The following is a 14,180-nucleotide window of genomic DNA, read 5'->3' on the forward strand; positions in this document are numbered from 1 at the left end:
CTCAGGCGAACGAGGATCGGGCAAGGACCTTGCCGTCGGTGGCGTGCACGACGTGCTCGGTCCGGTCCCGGCGGGCGATCTCCTGACCGGCCCGCTGGGCTTCGGCCCGCGTCCGGTAGACGGTACGGATCGCCCCGGCCCGGCTGCGCTGGTTGACCCAGCCGCTGTCGGTGGCGAACGTGTGAACGGTTGCGCGTGCCATGGAGACTCCTCTTCGTGGGCCACCGCGGTGGTGACACGTGGAACGTAGAGACGCCGCCTCCGCGTTGGAACCGCGAATTCATGGTGTCGCAAGCTGTTCACACAGCGCACCACGCTGTTTACACAATGTTGACAATCCGCCGTCAGAGCCGAGGATCAATCGGCTGGCTCCCACTGCTGATGGTGCTGGCACCACCGCTCGGTATGAAAGTGATCCCCATGCTTTCTGCGGCGAATCTGGCCATCGACCGGCTTCGAGGGGGTGGTGACGCGACGCTTGTTGGTGGGGCGACTCATGATCCACGTTCTATCAACTCGACGATCCCGTCGGTAGCTCGCGGCCATCGACACTTGCGTTCCCGCCACCACTCTGCGAGAGTCCTTTGGTCACGTTGCGTGGTGGGTTGGTGACCGGTGGGAGGGAATGTGCGGTATCGGTGGCGGAATGGTCGGGGCGCGATCGCGCCGTTGTTGGTGGCGCTGAGCGCTCTCGCCGGTGTGGTGCCAGCGGTCGACGCCGGCGCCAACGGTCGCAAGGTCGTCTATCTCACCTTCGACGACGGCCCTGCGCTCGACAGCGCCACCTCGTCACTCCTCGACTTGTTGGCCCGAGAAGGCGTCACCGCAACCTTCTTCGTGATCGGTGACAACGTCGATCGAAACCCGGGGATGATCCAACGCATCATCGATGGCGGGCACGCCCTCGGTAATCACTCCGACACCCACCGCCCCCTGAACGCCATGTCGCCGGCCGAGATCCGCACCGAATTCGTTGACGCGCAGGCCGCCGTTTCCCGAGGTGGCGGCCACACGATGACGTGCTATCGCCCCCCGTTCGGCGCGACGAGCGACTCGGTCCGCTCGATCGGTGCTTCGCTCGGCATGAGCGAGGAGATGTGGGACCTCGACATCCACGACTACGAGCGAGTCAGTGCCGCGTACTACGCCGAGGCACTCGAGCGCGCCGGCGATGGCGACGTGGTGTTGCTCCACGACGGCTACACCGATGGTGAGATGACCGTCGAGGCCGTTCGACGCTTCATCGACGAGCACGGCGACGAGATCGAGTTCCGCTCGCTCCCAGGGTGTGACCCGGGATCGAAGCCACCGACCACTGGCTCCACCACGACGGAGCCAACGACGACCTCCACCACGCAACCGACCACGACCACGACCGGGCCAACGACGACCTCCACGACCTCTACGACGCAGCCAGCAACGACGACCACGACCACCGTCGAGACCGGCGACCTGGTGCTCCCGCCGGCACCGTGTCGACTCGGCCCGGTCGACGACTTCGTCGATCGCAGCGATCCCGACCACGGTGCGGTGTTCCGGATCTACTGCTCGCACCTGGGACGCCAACCCGATCGCGACGGCTTTGCGTACTGGCTTGGCATCGCGACCGAATCGGCGTCGCTCCATCCGCTGTCCTACTCCTTCCTCCACAGCCCCGAGTTCGTCACCACCTACGGCCCGCTCGCCGACACGGCGTTCGTGACGACCGCCTACGCCAACGTGCTCGGCCGGACGCCCGACTCCGCCGGACGTGACTACTGGCTGGCGCTACTCGCCGATGGCGTCCCGCGCCGTGAGGTGATGCTGGCGTTCAGCGAGTCCGCAGAATTCCGCATGACCACGCAGACCGCATGAGGACCTAGACCGCATGACCGCCAAGACCGTCTGATCGTCGCCGTTCTGTGCAGCACGCTGCCGGCCGAGCGGCAACAATGGACCAGGCGAGCGAAACGAGTCAGCCATGTCGGTCCCGGACGATGAGCATCACGGAGACATGATCGAACAGCCGCTGTTCGTCACGCGTCCTCGGTGGCGACGAGCGCTCCCCAACGCCCAACAGCGCGAGCTTGGTCTCCGCAAGATTCGTGAGCTTCGGGAGCGCCTCAGTCGCTCGGACTGAGGCCGACCTCAGGGCTCGAACACCAGGGTGACCGTGGTGCCGGTCGTGCTGGTATGGCGTTCGAACGAGGTGGCGACGGATTCCATGATGTGTGTGCCGCGCCCGCGGTGGGGCAGCTGCGTCCTACGCTCGTGCCACCGTCCAGCGTCGCTCACGATGACCTGCACGGTGCCCTCGGTCTCCGCGGCCCGCACGTGCACTCGTCCCGAGCGGATCTTTGAATAGCCATGCTCGATCGCATTGGCGCACGCTTCGCTGGTCCCGAGCACCACTCGATAGCGGGTCTCCTCGTCGACGCCACCGTTGGCCAGCCAGGCATCGAGGTCCTCGCGCAGCGCAGCCACCTTGGACTGTTGGGCATTGATGGTCGCTCGGAACCGATTGCCCGTCGGGGCGTACCGCAGCGAAACGACGACCACGTCGTCCTCGGCGGGCAGCGGAACACCAGACACCAACTGCTGATTGAGATGCTCGATGTCGAGCCCAATGAGCGAGCGGGCCCGTTCAGCGAGCGCACCGATCGCCTCGTGCAGGTCGCGGCCCCGCCGCTCCACCAACCCGTCGGTGTAGATGATCACGGTGTCGTCGGGAGCGAGCTCGACCGATGCCGACCGGCGACGCTCGACTTCGATGGCGCTGATCGGAATCGATTGTGCCTGATCGAGCCAGCGGGTCTCGCCGGTCTGGGAGACCACGAGGGCAGGGAGATGGCCGGCTGACGCGTAGGACAATCGGTTGGTGTTCGGATCGACGACGGCGCAGAAGGCGGTCAGATACTCGGTCCCGTCGGGTCCCCGGGCGAAGCGGTCCAGCGTCTCGAGCATGACGGACGGGTCGGGAGGACCGGACGCGAACAGGATGCCGGAGGCGGCACGGAGCCGTCCCATCGCGGCCGCGGCCTCGATGCCGTGACCGACGACGTCGCCGACGACCACGCCGTAGGACCCGTCGTCCCAACACAGGGTGTCGTACCAGTCGCCCCCGACTTCGAGATGCACACTCGCCGCCTGATAGCGGGCAGCGGTGTCGATGGTCGGATGCTCCACGACCTGATCGGGCAGGAGCGCGTGCTGGAGACGTAGCGAACTCTCGTGCTCCTGCTCGCGTGAAGCCGTGGCATTGATGACCGCCCCGACTCGGTACGCCAGCTCGTAGAGCAACCGAAGATCGTCGTCATCGAAACGGCGTCGTTCGGGGTCACTCATCCCGCACAGCAAGACGCCGTGGCGATCGACGCCGAGGGACAGCGGGACTGCGACGTAGGAGCGCATCGCCAACTGATCGAGCAGTGTGGCCGTCTCGTGATCACGCTCGACCTGTCCCGACGGGTCGGCATCGACATTGGGAACGAGGCGAGCCTCGCCGTGGGCGACGCCGTGGAGCGACCACGGGTTCCGGTTTTCGAGCCGATGCCAGCGACGAAGGGAGGCGAGGGTGACCGCTCGTTCCGGATCGACGTGTGCCATGGCCAACAACGGATGCTCGCTGTCCGGGTCCTCGATCGTGACGAAGTCGGCGATGCGTGGGACCAGCAGCTCGGTCAGCACTTCGACTTGCTCGTTGACGCTCGACACCGCTTCGACGGTGGTGAGGGTGCTGGCGATGAGCTCGGCACGGTCTCGGGCTCGTCGCTCACGCTCGTGGAGGAGGGCCCGCTCGAATGCGCCCCCGGCTTGCTGAGACGCAGCTCGCAACAGCGCTCGGCGTGAGAGATCGAACCAGCCTGCGACCGGGCTCATCGCTTCCACTGCGCCAAGGGGTGTCCCGTCGGCCGTGGTGATGGGCTTGACCACCAACGACTCGAAGCCGACAGCGCGCCGGGCCGACGCCAGATGGGGGAATCGCTCATCGAAGGCCAAGCCGGAGGGAATGCGGAGCGGGTGGCCGGTCGAGGCGACGACCTGCGCCGGCGTTTCGAGGTCGTCGGCTGCGGTCCAGGACTCGACACTGCCGCCCGCACTGGCGACCATCGACACCTCGCCGTCGCGTGCGAGACTGACGAACACGGCGCCGCCGGTGTGGTCGTGCAGCTCGTGAGCAAGGACGGTCGACGCCTCTTCGACGGTTGCGGCGGCGGCAAGGCCCGATGCGATCGACTCGAGCGCCTCGGACTTGCGGCGGGCGGCCAGTTCGGTGGCTTGTGCCTGCACACGGTCGGTGAGGTCGAGGCCGGACACCACGAGGTGGGTCACGCCTCCACCGGGCCCTCGCAGCGGTGCGATCTGGAAGTCGATCGGCAGACGGCCGTCGTCTCGGATCCGTACGACAGCGTCGTAGCGGACGACCATGCCGGCGGCGGCGTCCCGGCAGCTCTGCTCGATGCGACCAGCGACGGCGTCATCGTACGACCACCAGTGGCAGGCCCAGAAGTGCTTGCCGACGACGTCGTCGAGGTCCAGACCGGCGGCCTCGAGGGGGGCGCGGTTTGCACTCATCACGACGCCTTCGACGTCGAGGACGCCGGCGAAGGTGAACAGACCGTCGAGCACTCGATCCGTGAAGGCGGCGGTGTCGGCGAGTGCGCGCTCGGCGCTGCGTCGATCGGTGATGTCGGCGCTCGTGCCGATGTGGCCCTGGTAGCTGCCGTCGGCATCGAAGCGCGGAGTACCCCAGGACTCCAGCCAACGCCACTCACCGTCGCCCCGGCGCACCCGCACCTCGTGATGGAATGGACGTTGTTGGGCGACCGCCTCGGCGAAGTCGTCGGCGTACGCGGTGCCGTCGTCGGGATGGGTGAGCAGCGACCAACGATCGTCGCGCATCTCGTCGCGCGTCACCCCGAAATAGTCGCAGAAGGTCTGATTGACGAAGACCTGGGCCCCGGTGGCGTCGTGCACCCAGACCACGAGTGGGAGTTGGTCGATCAGGCGGAGTGACGCCTGGTCGAAGGGCAGGCGGTGCTCGAGGTTCGGGTCTTCACTCACGTCGTCAAGTTTCGAGGTTCGGGCCGCCCCGGGCCAATCGTGCGAAAGATCATCGACGCTGGCCGCCGCCGGAGACACAAACCCCGAGGCCGTCGAGCTGCGACCTCTACGATGCGGCGATGCTCTCGATCGATCTCGACGCCGTTCGCAACGACACCCCGGGATGCGCTGCGGTCGCCCACCTCAACAACGCCGGCGCTGCGCTGCCTCCGAGGATGGTGGTCGACGACATGATCGATTACCTCCGCCTGGAAGAAGTGCTCGGAGGCTACGAGACGGCTGAGCGTGAGGCCCGGCGACTCGATCGCCTCTATCACGCCGGCGCGACGCTCCTTGGATGTCAACCTGGCGAGCTGGCGCTGACGACCAACGCGTCGGAGGCCTGGTGGCGTGCGCTGTCGGCCGTGCCACTCGAGCCGGGCGACCGAGTGCTCACCGGGCAGGCCGAGTACGTCTCGAATGCGCTGGGGCTGATCCAGGCCAGGGAACGCGGGATCGACGTCGACGTGGTGCCCGACGACGACGATGGACAGATCGACCTCGACCTCCTCGCAACCGCCGCCGAGGACGAGCGAGTGAAGCTGATCGCCCTCACGCACGTGCCGACCAATTCGGGACTGGTCAACCCGGCCGAGGAGGTCGGCGCCATCGCCAAGCGCACCGGGTGCTACTTCCTTCTCGACGCATGCCAGTCGGTCGGTCAGATGTCGGTCGATGTCAACACGCTGCAGTGCGATTTCCTGTCGCTGACCGGTCGCAAGTTCCTGCGTGCGCCACGCGGGACCGGGCTGCTCTACGTCCGGGCCTGCATCCTCGACGAGCTTCGACCACCCGAGTTCATCGATGGTCACTCGGCGAGCTGGAACGCGGCCAACGGCTATGTACTCGATGCCACTGCCCGCCGCTTCGAGCTGTTCGAGTCGAGCCCGGCAGCAAAGAGTGGCCTGGCCACCGCGATCGACTATGCGCTCGCGCTCGGCATCGACGCCATCGAGGCGCGGGTCACCCTGCTGGCCCGCCACCTGCGATCGCAGCTGCGCTCACTTCCCGGCGTCGAGGTGCTCGACCGAGGACGCCGACTGTGCGGCATCGTCACCTTCACGGTGAAGGGCCACGATCCGTCCGACATCCGCGCTGCGGCGGCCAAGGCCGGGGTGAACGTCACGGTGGCGACAACCAGCCCGTGGCAGTCAAATGGGGGCACGCTCCGGTCGACGGTCCGGGCGTCACCGCACTACTACAACACCGAAGCCGAGCTCGATCGTCTGTGCACCGTGGTCGCCGGCCTCGGCTGAACGAAGCAGGCGATACTGCCCCCACCCATTGCCCGAACTGTCAGCACTCGAGCCCACCCCTGGCGAACTCTCGGCTGTGGAGCCCACACCTGACGAACTCTCGGCTCTGGAGCCCGGAAATGGGCTCGACAGCCGAGAGTTGAGAGGAGGTGGGCCGGAGAGCCGAGAGATGGCGTGCGCGACGAACGGCGGGAGTGGCCCGATATCGGGCCGGCAACGCTGGTAGAACAGCGGGATGGCACACCGCAGTCATCTCGCTGCCGTCGTGATCGACGTTCCGGAGGACCGGGTCGAGACGACGACGAACTTCTGGGGCGCGGCGCTCGGCCGGCCGCTTCGTCAACTCGATCACGACGAGTTCTGGGGTGTCCGGGTCTCGACTGCGATGGTGCTCCTGGTCCAACGCCTCGGCGAGGGCGCACCTCGAGTGCACATCGACATCCATACCGACGACGTCCCGGCCGAGGTTGCGCGCCTCGAAGCACTCGGTGCCGTCGTCGCCTCGTCGTTCGCTCAGTGGACGGTCATGACCGACCCTTCCGGGCAGCCGTTCTGTGTCGTCGAGGCCCCGCCGGGAACACTCGAAGGCGACGACGTCATCGAATGGTCGTGACACCGGCCGATTCGGGCGTTCCGGCGATTGGCCAGTTTCAGATCGTGTCGATGCCGAGCTGACGGAGCTTGTGTCGGGATCGCTCCACGATCAACGGATAGGTGTCGAGGTAGTAGGGCCACGCGGCGCACGCCTGCTGCACTGCCGCCCCACGGGCACGAGCGAGCGTGGCGTCGTCGACACCGAGCGTTTCGAGGAACACCTCCCGGGACGCCTCGGTGAACAATGGTGACCAGACCACGGCGACATCGGCCGCAGGATCACCGACGCACGCGAGACCCCAGTCGATGAGGCCGCAGAGTTCGCCGTCGGCGACGATGCAGTTGCCCTCGAGGTCGCCGTGCACCCAACGGACCGGACCGCCGTAGGGCGGAGCGTCGAGTGCCGCCTCCCACAACTCGAGCGCGGCCGCGGTGTCGACGAGTGCAGCGGCCGAGGCGATGGCCGCCCGCGCCGAGCGGTCGTAGTCCTGGATCGGTCGTGCCCGGTTGCGGGCGATCGGAGCGCCCTCGGTCGGCACGGCAGCCAGCTCCGCGACGATCATCGACAGCGTGCGGGCAAACGCGACCGGATCGCCGATGCGATCGAGCGCGGCCCCGTCACCCTCGACCCATCGGTGCACTGCCCAGGGAAAGGGGTAGGTGGCATCGGGCTGGCCAATCGCCAACGGTTCCGGCACCGCGACTGACAGGTACGGCCCGATGTGGTGCAGCCATTCGGCCTCGAGGGTGACCTGGTGCCGGGCGGCCGCGATGCGTGGCAGGCGGACGACCAGCTCGTCACCGAGGCGGAAGATTGCGTTGTCGGTGCCCCACGGCTCGACGATGGTGATCGGCAGCTCGGCCAGGGCCGGCATCTGTGACTGGAGGAGGCGGCGCACCAGCTGTTGGTCGGTCCCGATCTCGTCGGCGTGCATTCGCTCGGCCATTGCGCCGAACGTAGTGCGTGCGTCGCTGGACCCTGCCGGAATATCCGACGCATACTCCCGGCATGGGTCTGTTCAACGGAGAGGTCGTGTTGGTCACCGGCGCCGGTCGAGGCATCGGTCGGGATGAGGCGCTGATCGCGGCGCAGGAAGGTGCTCGAGTCGTCGTCAATGACCTGGGCGGAGGGTTCGACGGCACCGGTGCCGATGCCGGTCCGGCCCAGGCAGTCGTCGACGAGATCATCGCCAACGGTGGCGAGGCCGTGGCCAACACCGGTTCGGTCTCGTCGTGGAGCGACGCCGAGGCGATGGTCCAGCAGGCGATCGACGCATTCGGCGACCTGCACGCCGTGATCAACAACGCCGGCGTCTTGCGTGACCGCATGCTCGTCAACATGACCGAGGACGACTGGGACACCGTCATGGCGGTGCACCTCAAGGGCACCTTCGGGCCGACCCGCCACGCCGCCGGCTACTGGCGCGAACGGTCCAAGGCGGGTGACGACCAACCACGACGCATCGTGAACACCACCTCCGGCTCGGGCCTCTACGCCAACATCGGTCAAGCCAATTACGGCGCCGCCAAGTCGGGCATCGCGACGTTCACCCAGATCATTGCGAAAGAGCTGGCCCGCTACGGCGTCCGCGCCAACGCGATCTCACCGGTTGCTGCGACCCGGATGACGCTGTCGGTCCCCGGCGCCGATGGTCGGATCGACCCTGACGATCCAAAATGGCAGCCGGCGCACCCCGCCACACTCGCGGTCTACCTGGCCAGCCCGGCCTGTCGGTTCACCGGACAGATCTTCCGGGTGTTCGGATCGCAGATCACGCTCCAACAGAGCTGGGGCCACACCGATCTTGCCGTCGCCGCCGGCGACGATCCGTGGGAAGCCGGTGCCCTCGCGGAAGCGCTCGAATCGATTCCTGCGGTGGCGCCGCTCAACCGCCCACAGCGGGCCACCTGATCACGCGTCGGGTTCGAGCAGTGAGCGCTCGGTCGGTGTCCGGAACTTGGGCTTGAACCGCACGTCACCCAGCCAGAACTCGACTGCGCCGGCCTCGCGCTCGACCGCCTCCTCGGTGTCGCGACCGAGGTCTTCGAGCAACCGCCAGGCGATCGAGCCATCGGGCCGCTGTGCCCATCCACCGACGACGCGACCGTCGGACCAGATGGTCGGTCCGATGTTGCCGCTGCGGTCGAACAGGGCATCTCGATGTGGGCCGAGATACCAGTCACGGTCCTTCCACCCCATGGCGGTCGGATCCAAGGCCGGCAGCAGCGCCACCCACGGCTGGGGATCGATCACGGGATCGAGGTCGTCGGGCATGGCCCATCCTGCCGCTCCATCGAGACCGACCTCGATCGCTCCGATCGTGGCGAGCGCCCGGCGTGTTTGGGTGAGCGTCCACCCGGCCCACCACCGCAGATCGGCCTCGGTGGCGGGACCGTAGGTGCGCAACCATTCGCCAGCCATCGTGGCCTCGGCGTCGGTCGGGTCGACCGAGTCGAGTGGCTGGTCGATCCAGTGGCCGACCGGTTCCCACCGGTAGCGCGTCGACGTCCAGCGGCCGGTGGGGCGTCCCCGCACGATCTGTCCATCGGCTGCGAGTTGGGTCAACACTCGATTGTTGATGGCACCTGTGCCGCCGTATGGCTTGTCCAGCGAGACCGACACACTGGTGCGGAGATCAGGGACGGCGGCCGACAGCTCGACGGCGGTCGCCGCGCCGAGTGTCGTCAGCGTCTCGACGACCCGCCGCTCGAGGTCGGCCAACCAGCCATCTGCTTGGTCGTTACCGTTCTCTTCGAGCAGTTTGACCAGCGCTCGGCGATGCGTCGCTGCCACCTTTGCGCTGCATGCCTGGTGCATGACCGCCGCACGATCGACCGGGATGACGAACACCGTGCGGCGCATGCCGAGCATCCTCACCACCCGGTGTTCGTCGTACATGGCCGTCTCCAGGTGCTCCGGCCGGAAGCCGTCGATGCGAGCCCGGAGCGACAGGTAGATCGAGACCGGATCGGTTGCGTGGAGGCCCCACAAGGCGGTTGCAGCATCGACAGCGCCGGTGAACCGGGCCTCATCCGCCAACCCATGCCGTCGCCCGAGCCGAGCTCGTCGCTCGGCAACGCCGATCTCCCGCATGGCTTCAGCCCTGCCGGCGCGGCGGGTTCGGGTGTTGCGATATTGGAGCGGGCTGCCTCATGGCACCATCATGCCCCCGGAGTCCGAGGATCGACGTCCTCGGCGAGACCACCAGCGAGCACCTGCTTCAGCGTCGGCACATCGGACGCACATCGAGCTCGACGAAGTCGGTCGGGTCGCCGGCCGGCATGCCGTTCTCGAGGATGAAGTCGGCCTTCGAGCGCACCCGGAACCTGCTTCCATCGGCACTCGTCACCGTCCCCCGCGTCGAGTTGAACACGTCGACCAAGTCAGGCGAGTGCTCGGTGACGCGGAGCTTCAGAGCGACCGCGCCAGTTGCGAACGCCTCCGGTGGTTCGGCTCCATTCGCCATGTCGGCGCACACCGCCTCGATCCATGGAGGCCCACCCGCTGCACCCGTTCGATAGAGGTACGCCGGCTGTTCCTGGTTGGTCGCCTTCACCGTCACCGCGCCGTCGCGGTGCACGAACACTCGTGCCATCGCCGAGCCCGGCTCGGCATTGAAAGGATCTGCGGGATTGTCCTCGCAGAACTCGCCAACGCTGCCACCGACGAACAGCATCTGGTTGTCGGTCTCGTCGAAGGTCTCGTAGACCAACCCGATGCCGATCTCTTGGACGAGCGGCCGATGCTCGCTGGCTCCGGCAAGGCCCGCTGGGGCGAGGACCGATCCTACGATCGCCGTGGCTGCCATCAGTTGTTTGAACATTGTTGCTTCCCTTCGCTGGTTTGGGTCTCACCGCTCGATGAATTCGAGCGACTCGACGATTTGCTCGCCTTGGGCGAGGGCCGTTTCGAAGACCTCATCTGAGGCAAGGAACGACTCGGCGGTGATGACCAGCACCCCTCTTTCTGGATGCTCGACCACCCACATCCGGCCGCGCGGCGGAGCAAGCCATGCCGACGCCGAGATGGCGCTCCGCGTCACGACGGGCGGACCGTTCGAACTCGCGACGTCGAACACGCGGGCCGGAAGCCCCCCGACGACGGTTGGATCGAGCTCGGTGACGACCAACTTCGCGTCAGCGAGGACGTCGACCAGGTCGTCGGTCGTGGCGATGGGGTGCCCCTCGAGGTCGTTGGGTGCGATGAGCAACTCCGATCCCCCGGGCAGGTAGGCCTCCTTGATCGTGCCGTAGCCGCCGCTGCCTCGCTCGACCACCATGGGCTGATCGACAACGAAGCTGATGCCTCCGAGCAGATCGAGTTCGGTCGGCCCCTGGATCTCGATGACCGGGTTCGGCTGGGGCTCATCGAAGGCGACCGTCGCCAACACGTCGTCAGCGGTGTCGAACCAGTCGGCGTCCGCCTCGCCTCTGATCTCGACCATCACCAAGAGCGGGTCATGATCGCCCTGGTCGACCATCCAGAGCCGATAGATGGCTTCGCGGGAGAACAGCTTCGCCCGGAGCGAGTCGTGATTGATGGCGAAGATCACACACGGTCGGCCGGGAACGCAATCGCCGCCTTCGAGCGTCACCTGTGCCGACACCGCCGGCCTCCCGGCCAGGAGGGTTTCCTGCTGATCGGTCACCACGAAGGCATCCGGGAGTGCATCGAGCCATCCGGCGAAGTCGGTCGCGGGCCACGCTCCGAGCGATTCGATGTTCCCGTCGAGCGATGTCAACAGGTCGTCGGGGTGGACGAGGCTCGGTAGCCGAAGGAACACGATCGCCCGGTCGTCGGGCCCGTTGCTCCGTGGATGGGAGAGCACGAACATTCCTCCGCCGTTGAGCTGCACCCAATGCTCCTCCTCGGTGGAGAAACTGAAGGACGTCCCGATGGTCTCCACTCGGTACGTGCCTGGGTCCACTGGGGACAGGCGAGCGTCGAGCAGCGGTGCGGCGGCATCGAAGGCCGGGCCGGTGTCGGGGGTAGCGGACATCGTCGAGTCGCTCGACGCCACGTCAGCGTGGTCCGTCGTCGCCGTGGTGTCGACTGGAACCGTCGTTTGCTCCGCCGGTGCCGCCTCGAGCGGTGCGACATCGTCGCTGGCACATGCAGCGCAGCCGAGCGCGAGTGCGATGGATACGTTCCGAAGCAGCGTCATGCTGGTTCCCCTCTCGGCGCTGCCATTCGCAGCGCCCTGCCGTCCTCAACCTCTTCGACGATCGAAGCTGCCGAATCCCCTCACGGAACTTCGACGATGCGCCCTCGCTGATCAGTCGCCCGCAGCGAAGCGCAACGATTCGAGCAGCGCCTCCGTCTGCTCGATCGCCAGCGGGAGGACGATGTCGACGCTCTCGAACGCCTCGGCGACGACGACAACGACGCCACGCTCGAGGTGTTCGATGAGCCAGAGTCGCCCGCGAGGTGGCACCGACCAGACCGAGGTTCGATCGTTCGACAGTGCGAGCTCGACGGAGTCCGAACTGGTCAGATCGAACACCCGTGCCGAAGCCCCGTCGACCGACGTTGTAGCGAATTCGTGCAGCTCGACGCCTTCTGACTCCAGTGCATCGACGAGGGCATCGATCGACGACACGGGCGCGCCGTCGGCACTGATCGGGTTCGTGAAGAATGCGGTGTCGGCCGACCAGTCCGGAACCATGATCCGGCCGAGGCCCGACGGTTCCAGCGTTGCGTACGAGCGCGGGGCCAGCTCGATTCGAATGCCGCCGAGGAATGGAAGGTCGGTCGCACCAGCGCCCGTCGTGAGCACCGGGTTGGCTTCGACGCCGCCCAGCGAGAGCGAAGCGACGATGCGCTCGGCATCATCGAGCCAGGTCACCTCAGAGCGACGGTCAACTGCCGCACGTACGAGGATCGGGTCCTCGTCGCCCTGATCGATGATCCACATTCGATAGATCGAGCCGCCGCGCAGACCAATCTCGTCCGACGAGCCATTGCTGCCGACGCGTAGACAATTGTCGGGGAACGGCGGGCAGACCGGCTCCGGCACCTCCAGATCGAGCCGGGTTGTCTCCCTACCATCCACCACGACCGCACTCCTCGTCGCCGTGATGCCCTGGCGCTCCGCTCGCGCCAGCCACTCGGCGGCGTCCTGCGGCGTGTCGCCGGCGTCTGTTTCGCTTGGCGGCGTCTCGCCCGTCGATGGGTCGCTCCACCTCGATAGCCGGGAGAAGAGGATGGTGCGGTCGTCGGCTCCCTGGGAACCGACGTGTGCGAGTTCGACCATGCCGTTGCGGCGTGCGCTGAACGACATGAGGCGATCGGTGACGAACGTGAACGCCGTGCCCAGTGTGTCGACACGATGGGTACCCGGCTCGACATCAACGGACTGGCCACGCAGCGGAGCCAAGGTCTCCCCTGCGTCAGCGACCGCGTGCGTGGCGGCTCGATCATCGACAGTGAATTGACGAGCCGCCAGGAGGCCGACGACGGCGACGACGGCGGCGATGGCCAAACGTTCGGCGATCCTCGGGCGTTGCCCGGTGTGACGGTGTCCGTCGTCAGCCGGTGCTCCAGCGACCTCGCGCGGCACCGCCGGGTCGATCGATGCACGTTCGATCTCCGCTCGCAGCTTCGCGACGAACGCCGGGGTAGGGCTCTCGCCCTCTGTCGAGCGCACGAGCACCTCGAGTTCATCCGCCATTGCTGCTCGATTCATGCGTTGCCCCGAGACGGGATCGCAGCTCGCGACGGGCACGAGTGACGAGCCCTTCGACCGACTTCACCGATCGACCGAGATGTTCGGCCAGTGCGGGGACCGTGAAGCCGTCCATGTAGTGGAGCGTGAGCACGAGTCGGTAGTCCGTGCTCAGCTCATCGAGCGCCTCCTCCACCCGGAGTCGATCTGACGGGTCGACGGCTTCCATACCCGTGGCCGTGGCGCCGAGCAGACGGAGCCGCTCGTCGTATCGGGTTCGTCGTCGCAACTCGTCGATGAGCCGGTTTCGCGCCACGGTGAGCAACCAAGCGATGGTGAGCGAGTCCGGATCGTCGGTCGAACGGATGGCCGTCAGAAACGCCTCCTGCGTGATGTCCTCGCTGAGTGCGTGATCGCGGCAGCGGCGGTGCACGTAGCGGTACACCTCGTCGACATACACGTCGTACATCGCGCCGAAGGAGCGCGTGTTGCCGGCCTTACGGTCGGTGGTTGCACGCTTTGCGAGCACTTCCATCACCCTGTTCAACGTCTGACGGCGTCGACCCCCCTCGTCTCATCCTCC

13 protein-coding genes are annotated in these 14,180 nt (G+C 66.9%); 5 read left to right on the forward strand and 8 right to left on the reverse strand.

What is annotated here, in order from left to right; translation table 11 throughout:
* Nucleotide 1: 1 nt before the first annotated feature.
* Complete coding sequence (locus R2733_23795; GenBank protein ID MEZ5379545.1) at nt 2-202, reverse strand: DUF2188 domain-containing protein; 201 nt, start codon at nt 200-202, stop codon at nt 2-4.
* A 413-nt stretch (nt 203-615) separates the two neighbouring features.
* Between R2733_23795 and R2733_23800 the strand changes: the two genes are divergently transcribed.
* Both R2733_23800 and R2733_23805 read left to right on the forward strand, forming a co-directional pair.
* On the forward strand, nt 616-1,854 hold the full coding sequence (locus tag R2733_23800; protein ID MEZ5379546.1) for a polysaccharide deacetylase family protein: 1,239 nt from the start codon (nt 616-618) through the stop codon (nt 1,852-1,854).
* A gap of 106 nt (nt 1,855-1,960) precedes the next feature.
* Nucleotides 1,961-2,119, forward strand: coding sequence for a hypothetical protein (locus R2733_23805; protein ID MEZ5379547.1), 159 nt, complete (start codon nt 1,961-1,963; stop codon nt 2,117-2,119).
* Nucleotides 2,120-2,127: 8 nt separating this feature from the next.
* On the opposite strand, the gene R2733_23810 is transcribed toward R2733_23805, so the two are convergent.
* Nucleotides 2,128-5,043, reverse strand: a complete 2,916-nt coding sequence (locus R2733_23810) for a SpoIIE family protein phosphatase (protein ID MEZ5379548.1) — start codon at nt 5,041-5,043, stop codon at nt 2,128-2,130.
* Nucleotides 5,044-5,162: 119 nt separating this feature from the next.
* Here R2733_23810 and R2733_23815 point away from each other — a divergent pair, with 119 nt between their 5' ends.
* Complete coding sequence (locus R2733_23815; protein ID MEZ5379549.1) at nt 5,163-6,338, forward strand: aminotransferase class V-fold PLP-dependent enzyme; 1,176 nt, start codon at nt 5,163-5,165, stop codon at nt 6,336-6,338.
* 235 nt (nt 6,339-6,573) lie between these two features.
* Nucleotides 6,574-6,951 (forward strand): VOC family protein, encoded by a 378-nt coding sequence (locus R2733_23820; GenBank protein ID MEZ5379550.1) that lies wholly within the window; start codon nt 6,574-6,576, stop codon nt 6,949-6,951.
* Between the two features lie 37 nt (nt 6,952-6,988).
* Here the strand turns inward: R2733_23820 and R2733_23825 are convergent, their stop codons facing one another.
* Nucleotides 6,989-7,879 carry an aminoglycoside phosphotransferase family protein gene (locus R2733_23825; GenBank protein ID MEZ5379551.1) on the reverse strand — a complete coding sequence of 297 codons (891 nt, stop codon included), beginning with the start codon at nt 7,877-7,879 and terminating at the stop codon, nt 6,989-6,991.
* Nucleotides 7,880-7,941: 62 nt separating this feature from the next.
* On the opposite strand from R2733_23825, the gene R2733_23830 reads away from it, so the two are divergent.
* Nucleotides 7,942-8,844, forward strand: coding sequence for an SDR family NAD(P)-dependent oxidoreductase (locus tag R2733_23830; protein ID MEZ5379552.1), 903 nt, complete (start codon nt 7,942-7,944; stop codon nt 8,842-8,844).
* Here the strand turns inward: R2733_23830 and R2733_23835 are convergent, their stop codons facing one another.
* The 5 genes from R2733_23835 to R2733_23855 form a co-directional block, all read right to left on the reverse strand.
* Complete coding sequence (locus tag R2733_23835; GenBank protein ID MEZ5379553.1) at nt 8,845-10,026, reverse strand: winged helix DNA-binding domain-containing protein; 1,182 nt, start codon at nt 10,024-10,026, stop codon at nt 8,845-8,847.
* A 127-nt stretch (nt 10,027-10,153) separates the two neighbouring features.
* Nucleotides 10,154-10,756 (reverse strand): hypothetical protein, encoded by a 603-nt coding sequence (locus R2733_23840; GenBank protein ID MEZ5379554.1) that lies wholly within the window; start codon nt 10,754-10,756, stop codon nt 10,154-10,156.
* A 27-nt stretch (nt 10,757-10,783) separates the two neighbouring features.
* Nucleotides 10,784-12,097, reverse strand: a complete 1,314-nt coding sequence (locus R2733_23845) for a hypothetical protein (protein ID MEZ5379555.1) — start codon at nt 12,095-12,097, stop codon at nt 10,784-10,786.
* 111 nt (nt 12,098-12,208) lie between these two features.
* Nucleotides 12,209-13,618, reverse strand: coding sequence for a hypothetical protein (locus tag R2733_23850; protein ID MEZ5379556.1), 1,410 nt, complete (start codon nt 13,616-13,618; stop codon nt 12,209-12,211).
* Nucleotides 13,593-14,132 (reverse strand): sigma-70 family RNA polymerase sigma factor, encoded by a 540-nt coding sequence (locus R2733_23855; protein MEZ5379557.1) that lies wholly within the window; start codon nt 14,130-14,132, stop codon nt 13,593-13,595. The genes R2733_23850 and R2733_23855 overlap by 26 nt, the downstream gene beginning before the upstream one ends.
* Between the last annotated feature and the right edge of the window lie 48 nt (nt 14,133-14,180).

The sequence above is a fragment of the Acidimicrobiales bacterium genome (genome assembly GCA_041394265.1).
In the GTDB taxonomy this organism is placed as follows: Bacteria; Actinomycetota; Acidimicrobiia; order Acidimicrobiales; family SZUA-35; genus JBBQUN01.